We start from the raw sequence: 20,282 nt of genomic DNA on the forward strand, positions 1-20,282 counted from the left end.
GTTAGATTTTATTTTTTTGAAGCAAATTTACGATATCCTGCGAAGCATAGAATAATCACTGCTCCAGCAAGTAGGAAAATATAACCAGTAATATTTGTATGGTCACTTGTTTGTGGAGAAACAGCAGTATTTTGGTTTAGGATAAATTTCCATGTACCTATAAATGTGGTGTCAGTGCCATCTGCTGTAAAAGTATCATGGTCATAGCCAACAAATACCCATTTGCCATTAGAAACTGTGATTTCTGTTTGTGCAGGTGCTTGTGCTGTGATAACTGTTCCAGGTGTGATTCCGTTTACGGCAGAAGGAAGTAAATCTGTAACCGCAGAAGGTAATACTTCTCCATTTTGACTAACGAAGGAATAATTTACATTGGAATTTCCTAAAACTCTTACGCTTGCAGTTTTTGTGACAAATCTACCTGGCGCTACTTCTGTAGAATACGTAATTGTATAATTGCCAGGAGTTGTTGTATCAACATTGTTATGTGTAATACTAATATCACTTGTATTAATAACTGTATTACCAAACTGATGATATGTTAAGTTATCAAATGGATCCCAAGAATCACCAACATGAAGTGTGATATCTTGTGTATCTAAGACTTTAACTAATTCAACATAGAATGGAGAGAGTTGAACATTTGCGGCTGCGTCAAATGTATCTGTCGTTAATGGATTTCCATCTGTATCGATCAGGTTAAGACCAGTTGAGCCTAGAAGGTAACGATAAGATGTCATCAAATCTCCAGCACTTGTTCGCTGTACACTATAACCTTCATCCTTAACAGCAGCGAAGATTGGTTCGTTATTGATAGAGTAGCTAGTATTGGAGAACGCAAGACCATCACTTGGTTGTGTAAAGTCAACTGGTGATAACATCATACTGAACATGTTGAAGCGAATATTTGATGAATTCACAGCAGGCATAAGGGCCTGGATGTTCGCTGGAACTTGACGGTATGTAGAGCCGCTCTCACGAATTGTACCGATAAATACACCATGTAGTTTATCGGCTACCTTATATCTGTAAGCAGAAGAAACGGCTTGTACAGCTGTTCCTTCACGTGCAGGTGAATAAGAGTAAACGATTGTACTCATCTGTACTTGTTCATCTGTTGTTAGTTTCATTGGAATATCCAAAGTTAATGTTTCGCCAGCACGGATAGAACCATAGAAATTAATGGAAGTAACTGTTGACCAATCAAAACTTGGAAGAGCCTGAATTTCATCATACGTATAGTTTCCTGCTGGAGAATCGTATGACACTCTAAGAGTAGAACTGTAAGTACCTGTTGTTGGATTTGAAGTGAGACGATCTGGATCTGGTACTAATGTTCTACTTGGATAATAAGGAAGTTGTAATTTAATATTTACGTTTGCGTCTGTTGTTGTGACGTTGTTTAGTTGTCCGCAAAGAGCTAAATCATGTGCGTAGTCTCTGTTGTAAATATCGGAATTGTTAGGAACAGTTGTATACCAGTTAATAGTGGAATTTGTATTCCAGTTTGTAGAGGAATACGCTCTATTTCCTGTAATGTTATCGATTGCGGCATAACGGAAGAAATATTCGACACCTCCGCCTGTGTAAATCGCATCTGGATTTGGATTTAATGGATTGTTGTAAAATGGCTGTAGTGTATCGTTGCTTGCGTGAACGGTTGTAGATGGAGTTGTTGTAAAGATTAATAAAGTGCCAAGCATAATACTTAATAGCCAAGAAACAGTCTTTTTCATTGAATTGGTCCTCCTTCTAGTTCAATAATTAAAAACAGAACAATTATATTAGAATAAGTAGTCTACAGCAAGAAAAATGAACAAATAAATGCATAAGTTGTTAAAACAAAACACATTTTGTCATATACATTTTTATATGGCGCAAGAAATGCATAAATTGAAAAGTGGTGCTACAATACATTGGATGAAAATGAATAAACCAAAAAGAAAAGTAAATACAAAAAGGTTACTGTTGGTGCTTATCGCTGTGGCGATGTTATTCGTTACAATTGGTAGTGTGCTATTACTGGGGTTGTCCTCGTTAATTGATGGCGTACGTAATTATTTTACAGGTTTTTCATTATCTATTGATGAATCGAAACTCAACGTTGAGTACGGTACTAACTTTGACCCTAAGGATATCATTACAGATGTTCATGGTACGGTAGAAGTGGATGGCACTGTAGATACTCACAAAGTAGGTACATATCCAATTACATATATTTTAAAAGGTAAGGATATTCGTAAGGAGTATCAGTATACTGTAAAAGTTGAAGACCATACAGCACCAATCATTACGATGGTGGATTCTGCCATTACGGTAAATAAAGGGGATGCATTTCAAGTAACGTCACTAGTATCTTCTGTAAAGGATCTTGTTGATGGTAACTTATCGTATAGTATGGAACTAACAAATGGTACGTATACGATGAGTGGAACTGTGGACACAAACACAATGGGTACTTATCCTGTCACTGTAACTGCCAAAGATAAAAATGGTCTTGAAGCGAGTGATATAACTTATGTGACAGTTGTAGACCCTACAATCAGTACGCCATATAAGATTGGTGTCAATCGTGTATTCAATACGGTTACGATTTACGCGTATGACCAAACAACAGGAAGTTGTACATTGCCAGTCAAAGCGATGTTGTGTTCAGTGGGGCCAGAGACACCTGCAGGTGTATTCCAAACCTTTAATCGCAGTCGTTGGCGTCCTTTGTATGGAGATGTATATGGCCAGTATGTAACAGATATCGTAAATGATATTCTATTTCACTCGGTTCCGTATTTTACGCAGAATCCAAGTGATTTGGAGTATGAAGAGTTTAATAAGCTAGGTACATCAGCTTCACTTGGCTGTGTACGTCTTTCGGTGAAAGATGTAAAGTGGATTTATGATTACTGTCCACTAGGTGTGACGGTTGAAATTTATGATGATGCGCAAAACCCAGGACCGTTAGGTACTCCTGAACAGACGAAAATTGATGTGACAAGTCCAAATCGTGGTTGGGACCCAACAGATCCAGACCCAAATAACCCTTGGCTATCTACGATACATTAAAAGAAAACCCTGTAATGTTTGATAACAACTTTATGGGGTTTTCTTATATAATAGTTGTATCTAGTTTTAGATAGTGGGGAGGTAAGGATGAGCGTGCGCAAGATTTTAATTATCGGAGGTACTGGTGTCATTTCTTCGGCTGTACTAGGAATGCTAGCGAAGAGTCGAGATACCGAGTTATACGTTATCAATCGTGGACATCGTCCATTACCTGTAATGGCTAATCATATTATCTGTGATGCCAATGATACAGCTGCGATGCAGACGATTATTGGAAGTACTGTATTTGATGCGGTTATTGACTTTGTGGTCTATACACCAGATCAAGCAAAAGATCGTGTATATTTATTCCAAAACCATACAAGACAATATATCTTTATCTCCACTGTCGTGGTATTCAATCATGAAAATAACTTCATTCTCAATGAAGACTCTGTCCAGAAGAACCGGTTATCACAGTATGGAAGAGATAAGTCGGCTTGTGAAGATGTATTCAACCAAGCAGCGAAGAAGGGCTTTCCAATCACTATCGTTAGACCTTCACAGACGTATGGCTTTGACCGTTTCCCATTGAGTGTAAAGGGTAAGAATTGCTGGAGTGTTGTATCGAGAATTCTGAGTGACAAACCAGTCATTATCCATGGAGATGGCCAATCCATCTGGCATATGATGCACAGCTTTGACTTTGCGTATAACTTTATCCAATTGATTGGAAATATGAATGCAATCAATCGTTCGATTAACCTTGTTAATCCAGAGATTGTAACCTGGGATATGATTTACGATTCATTAGGAAAGGCATTGAATCGTAAAGTACAGAAAGTACATATCGCATCTGAAACACTTGCGATGAGCACAAAGTATCCTCTTTCCGAACAGATTGCTGGGGATAAGCAATTCTCTAATCTATATACGGATATCGTAAGAGATACACTAATTCCTGATTTTAAATGTCTGATCAATTTAGATAAGGGAATTGAACTTTATACACAATATATTTGGGAACATAGTGAATCAAGAATTGAAGATCCTGAGTTTGACTTATGGTGTGACCAAGTGATTAATGATTACCATGCCTATATGGGAAGATTCAATGCGAAATTTTAAACGTAGAGAAATCTACGTTTTTTTTCTTGAGATAATATCAGTTGACATATACCCTGCGGGGGTATATAACAGATATGTAAAACGGAGGTGTGAGATGCATCAATGTGAAGTGAAACATAAAAAAAGAACTGCAGATGAGCAGAAGAAACTTGTGACTAGATTAAAGCGTATTGAGGGCCAGGTACGTGGAATACAGAAGATGGTAGAGGATGATTTATACTGTCCAGATATCTTGGTTCAGGTATCCGCTATTACAAGTGCACTAAATAGTTTTAATAAAGAGTTATTGGCATGTCACATTCGTGGTTGTGTCGCAACAGATATACGACAAGGAAAAGATGAGTCGATAGATGAACTCGTAACAGTACTTCAAAAGTTAATGAAGTAATTAGAAATGAGGTTTTATGGAAAAATATATTGTAGAAGGTATGACTTGTGCGTCTTGCCAAGCCAGAGTTGAAAAAGCTGTATCCAAGGTAGATGGTGTACAATCCTGTGCAGTCAGTCTACTAACAAATTCTATGGGAGTTGAAGGTAGTGCAGATCCAAATGCGGTTATAAAAGCTGTCGAGAATGCGGGTTACAGTGCAAAGTTACAGTCAGAGACTACTACCGAAAAAGCAGATACAGCCAGTGTTTCTGCAGAAGAGGAAGCTTTACAGGATCATGAAACACCAAAATTAAAGAAGCGTCTATGGTATTCACTAGGCTACTTAGTGATCCTAATGTATATCACGATGGGCTATGGCATGTTAGGCTTGCCATTACCAGCATTCCTAAATCACAATCATATTGGTTTAGGTTTAACACAGATGTTTCTAACATTAATTGTGATGGTTATTAATAAGAAGTTCTTTATCAGTGGATTTAAGTCATTCATGCATGGTTCTCCAAACATGGATACATTAGTCGCATTAGGTTCTTCTGTATCCTTTGCATGGTCGGTCTATGTATTGTATGTGATGACAGTGCAGATTACAGATGGTGTAGCGAACATGGAACTGATGCCACTCTATCATAGTCAGTTGTATTTTGAATCTGCCGCAATGATACTGGTATTCATTACCATTGGTAAGATGTTAGAAGCAAAATCCAAGGGTAAGACAACAGATGCACTAAAGAGTCTAATGAAGTTAGCGCCAAAGAAGGCTACCATCCTTCGTGATGGTGTTGAGACAATCATCAATATCGATGAAGTGAAGTTGGACGATATCTTCGTTGTAAAACCTGGTGAAAGTATTCCGGTAGATGGTGTGATTGTCTCTGGAGATAGTTCTATCAACGAATCTGCTCTAACAGGTGAGTCAGTACCAGTGGATAAGAGTGTCAATGATACGATTAGTGCAGGTACCTTAAATATCTCTGGGTATTTACAAGCGAAGGCCACGCATGTTGGAAAAGATACGACACTTTCTAAGATTATTCAAATGGTAAGTGATGCGGCTGCCACAAAGGCTCCAATCGCAAAGATAGCTGATCAAATTTCAGCAGTATTCGTGCCTGCAGTCATTGTCATTTCCGTCATCGTGATGATTGGTTGGTTACTTGCAGGAGCCAGTTTTGTATATGCGCTAGAACGTGCAATTTCTGTACTAGTTATCTCTTGTCCATGTGCATTAGGACTTGCGACGCCGGTAGCTATCATGGTTGGAAACGGTTTAGGCTTCCAACATGGTATCTTATTTAAGACTTCTGAAGCTCTAGAAGAAATGGGAAAGATGAATATCATCGCCTTAGATAAGACAGGAACGATTACAACTGGACAACCAACAGTAAAAGATATCTATCCAATTGGAGATATGAGTAAAAATGATTTACTGCAAATCGCATATTCTGTAGAGCAGAAATCGGAACATCCATTTGCGAAAGCAATCGTTGAAAAAGCCCAACAAGAAAACATTCAAGTATTACCAACAGAACAGTTTAAGAATGTAGTTGGTAGCGGTATTGAAGCGACACTCAACAATCATTTGATACAAGCAGGTTCGATGAGTTATATTCGAACAATCGCAGATATCTCATCTGATGTTCAAGCAAAAGCAGATGGATATGCAAGTGAAGGTAAGACACCATTATTCTTTGCGCAAGATGGAAAACTCATAGGTATGATCACCGCTGCAGATACAATCAAGGAAGATTCATTCGACGCAATTACAAAGCTAAAGAAGCTGGGTATGCAGGTAGTTATGTTAACGGGTGATAATGAGCGTACTGCTAGTGCGATTGCGAGGGTTGCAGGTGTTGACCGCGTTGTGGCTGGTGTAAAACCAGATGGAAAAGAAGCAGTTATCTCAGAACTTCAAAAACAAGGAAAAGTTGCGATGGTTGGTGATGGTATCAACGATGCACCAGCACTGACAAAAGCAGATATTGGTATTGCGATTGGTGCAGGTACTGATGTCGCAATTGATTCCGCAGATATCGTATTGTCTAACTCAACCTTAACCGATGTTGTTAGAGCAGTAAGACTTAGTCGTGCAACACTACGTAATGTCAAAGAGAATCTATTCTGGGCATTCTTCTATAACTTGATTTGTATTCCATTAGCAGCTGGTTTATTTGGCTTATCGATGAATCCAATGTTTGGTGCAGCAGCGATGGCTCTATCAAGTGTTACAGTATGCATGAATGCTTTAAGATTGAATTTATTTAAGATTGATAAAGATATTGAAGAAAAACATATAGAAAGAAAAGAGGAAAAACAAATGGAAAAGAAGATTATGATTGAAGGTATGGTGTGTGGTCATTGTGAAAAGGCTGTAAAGAATGCACTAGAAAAGATTGATGGTGTAACATCTGCCGAAGTATCACATGTTAGTAAGCAGGCTATCGTAACATTAAATAAAGAAGTATCTAATGAAGAGTTACGTAAAGCTGTTGAAGCAGAAGATTATACAGTTACAGGAATTGAGTAACAACTAGATATCGATGATATTCATCGATATCTTTTTTGGTTAGTTTTATCAAACCATGCATACAAGAAAAGAATGTCAATAAATGGCATTCTTTTTTAGACTTTCATGGGATTTTGTAGTGTTTTGTTATATTGTGAAAAAACTAATTAAATATTAAAATAAATGAAACAAACAACAAGGAGTAAACATGTACGAGATTTTTGAGACAAAAGAACGATTGAGTGCAGATAATACCTTGGAAGCCCAAAAAGTACGTAATACATTGAAAGAACATCGTGTATATCTAATCAATTTGATGGCTTCGCCAGGTGCAGGTAAGACAACAACACTTGTCAGAATGATAGAGGAGTTGAAGAAGGATTACCGTGTAGGTGTGATGGAAGCAGACGTCGATTCTGATGTGGACGCAAAGACAATTTCTAATCTAGGAGTAAAGGTAATCCAGCTCCATACAGGTGGTAGTTGTCATATGACAGCAGATATGACTGCTCGCGGAATGGATAGACTCAACATTGAAGACTTAGATGTTGTGATCTTGGAGAACATCGGTAACTTGGTATGTCCAGCTGAGTTTGATACTGGTGCGAATTTAAAATTAGTTATTCTAAGTATTCCCGAGGGTGATGATAAGCCGCTAAAATATCCACTGATGTTTCAGGTAGGCGATATCTTACTCTTTAATAAAATCGATACTAAGGCAATCTTTGATTTTGATGAAGAACGCTGTAAGGGCCATGTTCGTAAGCTAAATCCAAATATGGAATTCTATCCAATCAGTGCGAAAACTGGTGAAGGATTTTCTGACATGATAAATGCAATACGCATGCGTATTGAAGCGTGGAGGAATGTGGAATGAAAATCATAGAACTCCATAAGAGTATAACCGCATCAAATGAAAAGGATGCAGATGCACTACGTGCACAGATGAAAGAACAGGGGACGCTTCTTATCAATCTAATGAGTTCTCCAGGCTCTGGTAAGACAACACTTCTAAGTTCAACGATACAGTTGTTATCTGAGATAAAGATTGCAGTTCTTGAAGCAGATATTGAATCTGCGGTTGATGCGGAAAGAATTGAACAGTTAGGCGCTGTTGCAGTACAGGTACATACAGATGGTATGTGTCATATGGATGCAGGGATGACAAAGACAGGTATTGATGCGATGAAGGGACACGACATTGACCTAGCATTCTTAGAGAATGTAGGAAACCTAATTTGTCCTGCGGAATATGATACGGGTGCTGGAAAGAATGTCATGATTCTAAGTGTGACAGAAGGTGATGATAAACCTCTCAAATATCCATTAATGTTTGAAAAGAGTGATGCCCTAGTCATCAGTAAGATTGATGCGCTACCATATTTTGATTTTGATTTAGAAACGTGTATCAAACGCGTAAAGCGTTTAAACCCAAATATTAAAATTTTCCCTCTAAGTGCTAAAACCAAAGAGGGTATGAAAGAGTGGCTCAACTGGTTACGAGAAGAAACAGGTGAGTGGAAAGTGAGAAGATAATTATGACAACTGCCCCAAAGAAGAGAATGACAAATGAACGTGACTTCATTCCAGATCCAAACTATGTAGCTGCAGATCCAGAGAAGGAGAAACTATTACTTGACCTTGCATGCATGATTACAAACCGTATCAAGGCAAAGTTAACGCATTCTGTTAAAACAGAAGATCCAGAATATTGGATGCTAGATGAACTGCTTACAAAAGATGAAGTAAAGTTCATGTTATCATTCAAGAAGACTCGTGTTGGATATAAACCAGAAGTTCTAGCGAAGAAAAATAACATGACGCTAGAAGAAACACAAAAGATGATTGACCATCTCTGTTGGATTGGTTTGATTGAGATGAACCGTGAAAATCCAGAGAACGAGAAGCAGTATAATGTACCTATTTTCGTTCCAGGTTCTGCTGAGTTTATGATGATGAATGATGAACTAACAGAAGCTCATCCAAACCTTGCGACATTCTTTAACTTAATGACACAGATGCCGCTAGAACCTGTAACACCAATGGTTCCACTTGGTGGTGGTGGAATTGGTATGCATGTTATTCCTGTAGAAAAAGCAATTGAACATGTAAATCAATCCGTATCTGTAGAACACTTGAGTCACTGGTTAGATAAGTATGATAAGTACGCAATCAGTCAATGTACATGCCGTCGCCAACAAGAGATGCGTGGTGAAGGCTCTGGTGAAATCAATGGTGAATTCTGTATTGGTGTTGGAGACATGGCTGAATATCAGGTTGACCGTGGTAGAGCACATTATGTTTCCTATGATGAAGTCTTAGAAATCTTAAAGCGTGGTGAACGTCATGGCTTTGTACATCAAATTACAAATATTGATGGTGAAGGTAAGATTGTAGGTATCTGTAACTGTGCACCTGGTGTATGTAATGCATTACGTACATCACAGTTGTACAATACACCAAACCTATCTCGTTCCGCATATCGAGCACATGTCGAGAAAGAAAAGTGTGTTGCCTGTGGTAAGTGTGTTGAAGTTTGCCCAGTTGGGGCTGCGAAGCTAGGTCAGAAGTTATGTACAAGTTTAGGTGCAATCAAGTATCCAACAACATTATTACCAGATGAGACAGAATGGGGCGAAGACCATTGGAATCCAAATTATCGCGAAACTTCTAAGATTAACTGCTATGACACAGGTACTGCGCCATGTAAGACTGCTTGTCCTGCTCACTTAGCAGTACAAGGATATGTAAAGATGGCTTCTGAAGGAAGATTCATGGATGCCCTTAAACTAATCAAGCAAGATAATCCATTCCCTGCGGTATGTGGTGCAATCTGTAATCGTCGTTGTGAAGACGCATGTACACGCGGTAAGGTTGATCAACCTATCGCAATTGATGAAATCAAGAAATACATCGCCGCACAAGAATTAAACGCCGAAACACGCTTCGTTCCTTTATGCGAAAAGGACGATGGTGGAATGTGGTCTGATGAATATAAGATTGCGATTATCGGTGCTGGTCCTGCTGGTCTTTCAGCTGCCTATTACCTCCGTATGCATGGATATCCTGTAACAGTATTTGAAAAGGAAAGCCGTGCAGGTGGTATGTTGCTGAATGGTATTCCATCTTTCCGCTTAGAAAAAGATATTATCGAAGCTGAAATCGATGTCCTACGTCAGATGGGGGTTGAGTTTAAATACAATATTGAAATTGGTAAGGACACAACAATCCCATCATTACGCAGCGAAGGCTATAAAGCATTCTATATTGCGATTGGTGCCCAGGGTGGACGTAAGACAGGTGTTCCTGGTGAAGACGCAAATGGTGTTCAAACAGGTGTAGAGTTCTTGCGTAAGGCAAATAATGAAGCTTCAAGACATACATTAGAAGGTGATGTAGTTGTTATCGGTGGTGGTAATGTTGCAGTTGACGTAGCACGTACTGCTGTTCGCTTAACAGAAGGCAAAGTCACAATGTTGTGCCTTGAAGGTGAAAAGGAAATGCCTGCAGCTAGAGATGAAGTACTAGAAGCCAAGGAAGAAGATATTTCTGTAATGAATGGCTGGGGTCCAAAGGAAATCCTAACTGAAAATGGAAATGTTACGGGTGTTGTATTTAAGAAGTGCTTATCTGTAAAGGATGCAGATGGTAAGTTTAATCCTCAATACGATGAAAATGAAACCATCACGGTTCCATGCAAGAATGTATTACTATCGATTGGTCAATCGATTGAATGGGGCAAACTCTTAGAAGGAACAAAGGTTGAACTCAATCGCAACAATACTGCTAAGGCTGACCCAGTCACATTACAAACTGCTGACCCAGATATCTTTGTTGGTGGTGATGTATATACAGGTCCAAGATTTGCGATTGATGCGATTGCGGCTGGTAGAATTGTAGAGGATTCCATTAATCGTTTCGTTCATCCAGGACAATCTATGACAATCAACCGTGACCTACGTCATTTCATTGAATTAAATAAGGATAATGTTGTATTAGAAGAGTTTGATACAGCCAAGCGTCAAATTCCTGGACATAAACAAGGAAATCCAAAGGCTACATTCAACGATATGCGTTTGGCATTTACAGATGAACAAGTTCGTACAGAAGCAAAACGTTGTTTGGGTTGTGGTGCGACATTCGTTGATCTCAATAAGTGTATTGGTTGTGGTCTATGTACAACACGTTGTGAATTTGATGCGATTCATCTACAAAGAGATTTACCAGATGCATCTAGAATGTATCGTTGTGAAGATAAGATTAAGGCTGTTCTTCCTTACGCCGCAAAACGTAAGCTTAAGATTTTATTCAAGAAGAAGAGTAAATAACCATGCATGAGATGGGAATCGTTACACACCTTGCGAAATCTCTTACCGAAATGGCAGAAGAAAACAAGGTCACAAAATATGGCTCAGTAACCCTAGAGGTTGGTGAAGTGTCTGGTATCATGACAGATTACTTCGTAGATTGTTGGGATTATTTCAAAGTAAAGTATCCTCTATTACTAGAGTGTGAATTAAAACTAGAGACAATTCCTGCCGTGACATTTTGTGAATCGTGTAAACAGGAATATGAGACAGTAAAACATGGAAGAATATGTCCATATTGCGGTAGTGAAGAGACATACCTTGTAAAAGGTGATGAATGCGTTATCAAAGAAGTTGAAGCAGAAACAGAGGAGTAGAAATTCAAAATCTACTCTTCTTTTTTGAATGAATTGATATATAATGAACATTATTCTTTGAAGGGAGGAAAACGTGATGAGAAAAAGCATGGTTGAGGGAAACTCTTTAAAACTGATATTACAATTTGCGATTCCGCTCTTATTAGGAAATCTTTTCCAACAGACATATAATGTGGCAGATGCCGCAATTGTAGGACAAACACTAGGTCCTGCAGCGCTAGCAGCTGTTGGTGCGACCAGCAGTGTCCAGTTTTTGGTATTGGGATTTTGTATTGGTACAATGGCAGGTTTTGGGGTACCGATTGCCCAACGCTTTGGCGCAAATGATCCAAAGGGAATGCAGAGATTTGAATTCCAAGGTTGTGTCTGGACTTTCATTATTGCGGTTATCCTAACTGCCGCAACCTGTTTCTTCTGTCCGTTAATCTTGGATTTATTACGTGTTCCAGCTGAAATCTATCAGGATACATATAACTATATTATTGTGATTTTTATTGGCATACCTTTTACACTTTTATATAACTACTTATCGAGTATCCTACGTGCAATCGGTGACTCTAAAACACCATTTATCTTCTTAGCGATTTCGGCTGTACTGAACATCTTTTTGGATATATTCTGTATCATTAACTTGAAGTGGGGTGTTGCTGGTGCAGCGATTGCGACTGTATTCTCACAAGCAGTTTCAGGAGTTTTATGCTTAATTTTAATTGTGATAAAATTTCCAATTTTACATATTCATTCAGAAGAAAGAAAGTTTGATCCTGAACTATCAAAGCGATTATTGATAATGGGAATTCCGATGGGCCTACAGTATTCAATCACAGCCATCGGTTCAATGATTATGCAATCAGCAAATAACTCTCTAGGAACAGTGTATGTTTCTGCCTTTACTGCTGGTGTCAAGATTAAGCAGTTCTTGTTGTGTCCGTTTGATGCCTTGGCTACTGCTGTTTCTACCTTTGTCTCACAAAACTACGGCGCAAAGAAAGAAGACCGTATCAAAGAAGGTTTGCGTAAGGGTACTTATGTTGGTGTTGCGTATGGTGTGCTAGCAGGAATCTTCATGATTCTATTTGGAAAAGTACTCAGTACTTTATTTATTACAGGTGATGAAACAGTACTATCTGCGGCAGATTTATATCTAAGAAGAGCGGGATATGCTTGGTGGTTATTAGGTATCTTGAATGTTGTGCGTATGAGTATTCAAGGATTAGGATATGCGATGCGTGCAATCTATTGTGGTGTTGTTGAAATGATTTGTCGAACAGCCGTCTGTGTATTTTTGGTAGCAGACTTTGGATTTAATGCGATTACGTGGGCTGATCAAAGTGCATGGCTTGGCGCGGTACTCTATCTAATACCAGTAACGATTATCACGATGCGCGATATTTCAGAACAGATTCACAATGAAGCTAACGCAGATATTTTAATGAAGTAAAAAAAGATCACATGAAAATAGTGCGGAAACAATAAACATTAAATTTAAAAATGAAATAAGCATAGTATTTTATTCTTTAAATTAACAGATTGTTGAAGTATCGTTTATTTTCATAGATGATCTTTTTTAGTGAATTGCTGGTTTAATTTCTTGTGAAGAATTATACCTCTTCCGTCCCGAAGGTATAGTATTTAATTGATTTTTTAATACAAACTGTTGATAAAACAGTTCCAATCACAGGAAAAAGGAAAAAGTATATGTTTTCAATCAGATTACAGTTTTTAATCATCATTTTAGTAGGAATAGCACTTGTTAAATAAATAGGTATGATATAGATGAAAATACTACGAATAAAAGTATTAAAAATTTTATCAGGTCGATCTCGTAATTCTAGTAATTCTACCATAATTGGATTAATAGCTTCCGATCGAAGTCCTATAAAATCAAGACAAATAATTAATAGAAATATTACACCCATTGAGTATACTGCTACCAGAAGGAATAAGAAATTCATTATATGAAGCGAAATGTGATTTAGGTAAAGACAATATACATTAAAAACTATTAAAAACGGAGTAATAACAAGAGACTTCAAATTCAGATTTTTTGCAATATAAAATACTGTTAAAGGTAAAGGTTTTAAAAGCGAATAATACATTTTGCCATTGCGAATATCAATAGATATAGTATCAATGGCCTCCGAAAATAAAATTGAATAGATATTATTAATGAGAAAACTATTGCTAATATACAAGAGCATCTGGGAGTTGTTGTAGCCAGCAAAAAGGAAAACAGTTCCTCCTAATAAAAGGTATACAAAGATAGTAGAAAGATACATGCCTAAATCGGCAAGCATCCAGCTTGCTAAGTTGGCCTTATAAACGGTGGTTTTTTTCCATGAGAATCGTAAGCACGATACTATATATTGAAACATATTACACTCCGCAACTTTGATATTTTTTTATTCCATCTCCCCAAATAAATATGGAGATGATTAAAAAAATTATGATATAAATAAGTGGAATTATGAACATAAATGGCTCAATTAAGAAATTGGAATCGGTAATAATTTTTGTTGGTATATAACTAATATATGGGAATGGCGTCAATAAAAGTATTTTTTGAATTGATTTGAGAGTTAAGTCAAAAGGGAATAATGATCCGGATAAAACGTAAGATATGAATGAAATAAATGCTTTTAACCCCCATATTTCTGTGAAATAGAAAGCGGATAATCCAATTAGGATAGAAATCAAAATACTAATCGAACATGCATATAGTAAGAATGGAATAGCTTTTAGCATGCATGTGAGTATATTAGAAGTTCCCAATGCAAATATACTTACTGTAAAAATCGGGATATATACACAAATAATGCGGACAGCCATTTTTGCTAGAGCTTTGAAAATAACTAGTATAAAGTAACATTTTGGTAAGAGCAGCTTTTGACCTAAACCATTCCCTTTGATATCTTTTGCAATTTCTCTAGATACATCCATGGTAATTACCACGTAGGTTAAATTAGAGATAATAACATATAGGATTATTCCGCTATTGGTATATGCTTTAATATCAGTAGTTGACATAATACTGATGATAAAAAAGCAATTAATCACAATTGGAAAAAGTACAGATCCCAGTACTTCTCCAATGAAATAGAGAGGATACGAGACATATTGTTTGAATGAATTCTTCAGCAAACTTGTAATCACTATTTACTCCTTCTATATAATTCCTCTATTACCTCATTCAAGTCCATATCAACTAAGTTAATTTCTTTTAATCTATCAGAAGGTATTTTTCCTATGGTTTCTAGGAATTTTTGGTTATATTGTTGTATTTCTACTTGTTTTATAGTTTCATCATCCATCTTAAATTCTAAAAATTTTTTGGGCTTAACAATCATATATAATTCACTAATTGTACCTAGGAATAATTGCTTGCCCTCGTTGAGAATCAATATATTGTCACTGAGTTCTTTGATATCATCAATATTATGACTGGTTAGAATCAAAGATGCATTATTTTGTTTAACATATTCTTTCAGAAATGAACGAACGGAGCATTGAGTCGAATAATCTAAGCCTATCGTTGGTTCGTCTAAAAAGATGATTGTTGGAGTATGTAAAAAAGCAATAAGTAAATCGCCTTTCATCCTCTCGCCTAAAGATAATGTTCTTACTTGTTGTTTTAATTGGGTAGTAAGTCCAAGCTTAGATGAGAGTGAGGAAATGCGAATGTCCGCAGTTTTTCTATTGATCCCGTATACAGAAGCCATAAACAGCGCATTATCATATATGGAAATATCTTCGTCCATTTGACTTTTTTGTCCCATGATAATTGCTACGGAATTTCTGTATGATTTAATTCTCTTAAAAGGGTTGGTTCCCGTTACTTCTACCTCACCACTGTCAGGAACCATAATACCTGACAATATTTTAATAAGTGTCGTTTTACCTGCACCGTTTTTCCCTATAATTCCTAATATTTCACCATGGGAAACAGAAAAAGTGATATTTGCAAGAGCGATAGTAGATCTACAATCACTAAAAATTCTAGAATGATTGTATTTTTTACTAATATTATTGCATATAATACTCTTTGTTAACTCTTGCATTGTAGTATAGTACCTCCATGTGCTTGAACATATTTGGTGAAAGATAATGAAAATGTTGTGAGTTGATTATGGGAATGTTGATTTTAAAATACGAAGGCTATCACCTTTCAATACAGATAAACATTTATATTTGTTGCAATTATTATACATCATATTTCAATGATAGAATCCATAAGTTAATGAAGCGAGGTGAATGCTGGATTTATGGGTGATAATACCATTCAATACTCATGCATATAAAATTGAAATAAAGCTTACTCATAAATAAAAGGGAAGAACCTTTCGGAACTTCCCTTTTGTTTATGGTGGTCTCTGAGGGGCTCGAACCCTCGACCCACTGATTAAGAGTCAGTTGCTCTACCAACTGAGCTAAGAAACCATCTCGCTAATGCTTTATGATTATATAATTTAAATTTTATCTTTGCAAGAGGTTTTTAAGATAAATTTCTGTCTTTTGTTCGGAATTTTTTTAATTTTACAGAAAAATTCAAAAATGACTTGCTTGTGACGCTGCGTGATAAACTATTGTTATTATGAGGTGAGAGATATGCGTGATACTATCGAAAGAAATAAACAAAAAATGTATTCGACAGGTGAGATTGCGAAATTGTGTGGTATTACTGTTCGTACTGTTCAGTATTATGATCAACGAGGACTACTAATTCCTACTGAACTAAGTGAAGGTGGTAGACGTATGTATACTTCCGAGGATGTAGAAAAATTAAGATTATTAATTTATTTGCGCTCTCTAGGATTATCCATTGATGATATTGCCAGTATTTATCAGCAAGACAATGGTGAGAATATAATAAAGGCTTTAATTGATGAACGTATATTTGCGATAGAGAAAGAAGTTGAGGAACAAAAAATAAAACTTCAAGATGCAAAATCATTTCGTGAACAATTAAATGCAATACCAGTGATAACACAAGCATCAATGCCAAATATTGCGTATATTTTGAAACGGAAAGAGCGATTGAAACATTACCGGATACAGCTTTTCATTATTGGAATCATAGTTGGAATCATACAAGGTGCATTTTTTGTATATTCGCTATTTAGCAGAAAGTGGTGGATATATCTTGTTGTTGAGATATTGATAATTATTTTTGGATCAATTTTATTCAAAAAATATATGCATATTGTTGCCTATATCTGTCCTGAATGTCATACCGTTTTTAGGCCAAATGGAAAAGAGGTTTTTTGGGCGAGACATACGTATCGTACTAGAAAACTGACTTGTCCATGTTGTAATAAAAAAAGGTTCTGTGTAGAAACCTTACGGGAGGAAGACTTATGATTGAAATTAAAAATTTAACGAAGAAGTATGATGGGAAAGTTGCTGTAGAGCACTTATCTTTGTCTGTTTCTGATGGAGATATCTATGGTTTTATTGGGGCTAATGGTGCAGGGAAAACTTCTACCATAAAAGCAATCGTTGGTATTCATGGCTTTGATGAAGGTGATATTTTAATAAATGGTCATTCTATTCAAAGTGAGCCAATCTTATGTAAACAACAAGTGGCATATATACCAGATAATCCTGATTTATATGAGCATTTAACGGGGTATCAATTCATTAACTTTATCGCTGATTTGTATCATGTGTCTTCTGAAGATAGAAAAAATCGCATACAAACATATGGGAATCTTTTCGAAATGACAGATTCCCTGGGAAATATGATTTCTTCATATTCACATGGGATGAAACAGCGTACTGCAATTATTGCGGCTCTTATACATGAACCGAAGATATTGATCTTAGATGAACCATTTGTAGGGTTGGATCCAAAAGCTACATTTGAACTCAAGAATATTATGAAAGAAATGACACAGAAAGGATGTACAATTTTCTTCTCGACTCATGTTTTAGATGTGGCAGAGAAACTCTGTAATAAAATTGCTATCATCCATAAAGGAAAACTTGTTACATGTGGTAATACGGATACCGTAAAGGGAACAAAGTCATTAGAAGAGTTCTTTATGGAGGTGGATGCATAATGAATCAAATCATTCATTTATCAAAAGCAAAACTCTTAAATACACTACCCATAAATGATTTTTGCGGAAACAATAAACAAAAACGTAATATAGCGGTATTATTCGTTGTTGTTATTGTCTATATGGCAATAAATGTTGGTGCATTTTCTGTCACAACAACAATGAACTTGATACATGCAGGACTTGTTGAATATGTGTATGCAAGCTTGTTGTCGCTAACGAGTGTCGCTTTAATAACATTATTATTGTTTACGTTGAATGCATTATTGTTTGAGGGCAATGATTATGACATGTTGCAGTCACTGCCAGTTTCTAAAAGAGATATTATCGCAAGTAAACTATTGATTGTTTATATCTTTGCGTTTTGTTTCACCTGTGGAATGATGTTGCCAGGTATGGTGGTACATGTACTTATTACACATGCATACTTACAGCTTGCATTCGGTATTCTCTCTCTTGTGTTTGTTCCGGTAATACCGATAGGAATTGCAATCATCTTTGGTGTGGGTATTCTTTATATAGCATCTTTTGCTAAACATACAACAGTATTAAAAGTACTATTATCTGTTTTATTGTTTATTGGTTTGATGGTAGGAATCTTTCTGCTTCAAAGTGCCGGCGGTTTATCTACTATGATAGGATTACAAATGATACAGATATACCCACTATCTTTGATCTTTTTGAAGTCTAACCTATTATATGCATGCATATCAATCGTCGTTTCTGTATTAATCTTCTATATGCTTACATGGAAATATGAAGTTCTGCATAAGCTTTCCACAAAACGTAGAGTTATATACCATGATGCAACTTTTAAGCATCATTCAGCATTCCATGCGTTATATCAAAAAGAATTGAAACGTTTCTTTGGTTCGTATTTAGCAGTAATTAATCAGGGGTTTGGTGTCATTATGTTAGTAATAGGGAGTGTTTTGTTGGTATTTGTGCCACCAACAATGCTGTTTTCCATGTTGAAAGTGTCGCAAATTCCTGCAAATGTGGTGGATTATATTCCGCTTGTGATTGCGGGAATGTTGGCGTTTACATTCCCTTCAGCTTCTTCCTTATCATTAGAAGGGAAGAATCTATGGATTATTCAAACTGCTCCAATCAAGATGAAAGATATTATATTTAGTAAGATATCGGTAACATTATCTTTACATCTAATAGGATATGTTTGCGCAATCATCGCAGTATTCTTACGATTTTCGCTGTCGGTCGAACAGATGATTGCGGTGCTACTTATTCCATTAGAATATTCTTTCTTTACTGCAATCTTGGGATTTACGCTAGACTATCGATTTGCGAATTATAGTTGGGACAATGAAATTGTTCCAATTAAGCAAGGTTTACAGGTTGGCTTAACGATGTTGACTGGTTTATTTATGGTTGGATTACCGATACTACTTTCAACTTGTTTAGTCATAAATCTTTATTTTGCAATGTATCTGGTAGCGAGTATTCTATTCATTGTAAGTGTGATTCTATTTCTACTTTTGAGTAGAATTCGTACATTATCCTAGTTCAATTCCATTGCATATTAGTTTAGAACCGCATTCTGTACAGTCGATATCAAATTGTCGTTGGTATCTTTGCTCTTCTGGAATGTAGTTATTAAATTGGTCGACAAGAATATATTTGTGTTTTCTGCCTTGGTGTTGTAAACCGGAGCGGAAGGCTTGTTTAGATTGAATGGTTTTGGATGGGATTTGATATGTTTTTCCATCTTTTACAAAGTGTGTTCCTGTTTCGATGAAGGCAAATGTAATATCGTGTTTGGTGGCTTGGTGATAGAGGCTTTTAACCCACTCGTACTGGCAAGGTCTACTACCGCTGTAGTTTTCTCCACCAACGATGATTTGTTCGATTTTGTCGGATAGGTATTGTTCAATGTGTATCTCTGATAAGAGTGGGGCACACATGATTCCTTTATGTTTGAAGGGTAAATCCAATAAGATGGGGATACGTTCATCAGCACGCTTTTGATTTTCCGCTGTAACATTGATTATGATGTTTTCCCATCCATCACCCCAATCAGATGGTAAACAGGAGAGTATACGTTCTGGTCGTTTGGTTAGCAGGAAGAATTTTACATCACTGCGGATCCGCATGATATCCCAAGCTTGTGTACGCCAAGCATCTGTTTCTTCTAGGAAGAAATCCGAGGTCATACATACACGTATGAGTTCACCGCTTTTAATCTTATATTCACCCTTGCGATTATTCGCTAAGGGTTTTTTCATGTTGTTTGTTAAGCGGATGAGTGAGCCATCTTGAGCACGTATTTGGTCGAGAAAATACATATAGCAGTTTGCGCATCCTTCGCTAATCTTCTTACATCCATGCCAAGGGTTCCATGTGTCATGCATTGTGTTAGGTGAACACAAATAATTAGTTTGTGAATTTGAGTAAATTTTATACATTGAAAAAATAATCTGTATTTCTGAAAGAAATTTACATCAAATGTGAAAGAAATGT

17 protein-coding genes and 1 tRNA gene are annotated in these 20,282 nt (G+C 36.7%); 12 read left to right on the forward strand and 6 right to left on the reverse strand.

The window, feature by feature from the left end; genetic code table 11:
* Positions 1-8: 8 nt before the first annotated feature.
* On the reverse strand, positions 9-1,736 hold the full coding sequence (locus RWM19_RS06340) for an SHIRT domain-containing protein (RefSeq protein WP_313985015.1): 1,728 nt from the start codon (positions 1,734-1,736) through the stop codon (positions 9-11).
* A gap of 190 nt (positions 1,737-1,926) precedes the next feature.
* Between RWM19_RS06340 and RWM19_RS06345 the strand changes: the two genes are divergently transcribed.
* From RWM19_RS06345 to RWM19_RS06385, 9 genes are all read left to right on the forward strand, one after another.
* Positions 1,927-3,060 (forward strand): L,D-transpeptidase family protein, encoded by a 1,134-nt coding sequence (locus RWM19_RS06345; protein ID WP_313985018.1) that lies wholly within the window; start codon positions 1,927-1,929, stop codon positions 3,058-3,060.
* An 87-nt stretch (positions 3,061-3,147) separates the two neighbouring features.
* A complete protein-coding gene (locus tag RWM19_RS06350) occupies positions 3,148-4,167 on the forward strand; it encodes an NAD-dependent epimerase/dehydratase family protein (RefSeq protein ID WP_313985021.1) in 1,020 nt (339 codons plus the stop codon).
* A 94-nt stretch (positions 4,168-4,261) separates the two neighbouring features.
* On the forward strand, positions 4,262-4,555 hold the full coding sequence (locus RWM19_RS06355; protein ID WP_294020266.1) for a metal-sensing transcriptional repressor: 294 nt from the start codon (positions 4,262-4,264) through the stop codon (positions 4,553-4,555).
* A gap of 16 nt (positions 4,556-4,571) precedes the next feature.
* Entirely contained in the window at positions 4,572-7,082 is a 2,511-nt protein-coding gene (locus tag RWM19_RS06360; RefSeq protein ID WP_313985025.1) for a heavy metal translocating P-type ATPase, read from the forward strand.
* A gap of 187 nt (positions 7,083-7,269) precedes the next feature.
* Positions 7,270-7,938 (forward strand): hydrogenase nickel incorporation protein HypB, encoded by a 669-nt coding sequence (gene hypB / locus RWM19_RS06365; RefSeq protein WP_313985028.1) that lies wholly within the window; start codon positions 7,270-7,272, stop codon positions 7,936-7,938.
* Positions 7,935-8,597, forward strand: a complete 663-nt coding sequence (gene hypB, locus RWM19_RS06370) for a hydrogenase nickel incorporation protein HypB (RefSeq protein ID WP_313985031.1) — start codon at positions 7,935-7,937, stop codon at positions 8,595-8,597. Before hypB (RWM19_RS06365) ends, hypB (RWM19_RS06370) begins: the two co-directional genes overlap by 4 nt.
* A gap of 2 nt (positions 8,598-8,599) precedes the next feature.
* Complete coding sequence (locus tag RWM19_RS06375; RefSeq protein ID WP_313985034.1) at positions 8,600-11,389, forward strand: FAD-dependent oxidoreductase; 2,790 nt, start codon at positions 8,600-8,602, stop codon at positions 11,387-11,389.
* 2 nt (positions 11,390-11,391) lie between these two features.
* Positions 11,392-11,745 (forward strand): hydrogenase maturation nickel metallochaperone HypA, encoded by a 354-nt coding sequence (locus tag RWM19_RS06380; protein ID WP_294020272.1) that lies wholly within the window; start codon positions 11,392-11,394, stop codon positions 11,743-11,745.
* Positions 11,746-11,821: 76 nt separating this feature from the next.
* Complete coding sequence (locus tag RWM19_RS06385; protein WP_313985039.1) at positions 11,822-13,186, forward strand: MATE family efflux transporter; 1,365 nt, start codon at positions 11,822-11,824, stop codon at positions 13,184-13,186.
* A 160-nt stretch (positions 13,187-13,346) separates the two neighbouring features.
* Here the strand turns inward: RWM19_RS06385 and RWM19_RS06390 are convergent, their stop codons facing one another.
* From RWM19_RS06390 to RWM19_RS06405, 4 genes are all read right to left on the reverse strand, one after another.
* Complete coding sequence (locus RWM19_RS06390) at positions 13,347-14,120, reverse strand: ABC-2 family transporter protein (protein ID WP_313985042.1); 774 nt, start codon at positions 14,118-14,120, stop codon at positions 13,347-13,349.
* Between the two features lies 1 nt (position 14,121).
* Positions 14,122-14,898 (reverse strand): ABC-2 family transporter protein, encoded by a 777-nt coding sequence (locus RWM19_RS06395; protein ID WP_313985045.1) that lies wholly within the window; start codon positions 14,896-14,898, stop codon positions 14,122-14,124.
* Complete coding sequence (locus RWM19_RS06400) at positions 14,898-15,803, reverse strand: ATP-binding cassette domain-containing protein (protein ID WP_313985049.1); 906 nt, start codon at positions 15,801-15,803, stop codon at positions 14,898-14,900. Before RWM19_RS06400 ends, RWM19_RS06395 begins: the two co-directional genes overlap by 1 nt.
* Before the next feature lie 303 nt (positions 15,804-16,106).
* Positions 16,107-16,182 (reverse strand) — tRNA-Lys (locus RWM19_RS06405).
* A 168-nt stretch (positions 16,183-16,350) separates the two neighbouring features.
* Between RWM19_RS06405 and RWM19_RS06410 the strand changes: the two genes are divergently transcribed.
* From RWM19_RS06410 to RWM19_RS06420, 3 genes are read left to right on the forward strand one after another with little or no spacing between them, the layout of a single operon-like run.
* Positions 16,351-17,103, forward strand: a complete 753-nt coding sequence (locus RWM19_RS06410; RefSeq protein ID WP_313985051.1) for a MerR family transcriptional regulator — start codon at positions 16,351-16,353, stop codon at positions 17,101-17,103.
* On the forward strand, positions 17,100-17,804 hold the full coding sequence (locus RWM19_RS06415; RefSeq protein WP_313985054.1) for an ABC transporter ATP-binding protein: 705 nt from the start codon (positions 17,100-17,102) through the stop codon (positions 17,802-17,804). Before RWM19_RS06410 ends, RWM19_RS06415 begins: the two co-directional genes overlap by 4 nt.
* Positions 17,804-19,327 carry a hypothetical protein gene (locus RWM19_RS06420; protein ID WP_313985056.1) on the forward strand — a complete coding sequence of 508 codons (1,524 nt, stop codon included), beginning with the start codon at positions 17,804-17,806 and terminating at the stop codon, positions 19,325-19,327. Before RWM19_RS06415 ends, RWM19_RS06420 begins: the two co-directional genes overlap by 1 nt.
* Here RWM19_RS06420 and RWM19_RS06425 read toward each other — a convergent pair.
* On the reverse strand, positions 19,319-20,227 hold the full coding sequence (locus RWM19_RS06425; protein WP_313985059.1) for a DUF5131 family protein: 909 nt from the start codon (positions 20,225-20,227) through the stop codon (positions 19,319-19,321). The genes RWM19_RS06420 and RWM19_RS06425 overlap by 9 nt on opposite strands.
* Positions 20,228-20,282: the final 55 nt, after the last annotated feature.

It is taken from the genome of uncultured Solobacterium sp., from assembly GCF_963517755.1.
Classification (GTDB): domain Bacteria; phylum Bacillota_I; class Bacilli_A; order Erysipelotrichales; family Erysipelotrichaceae; genus Bulleidia.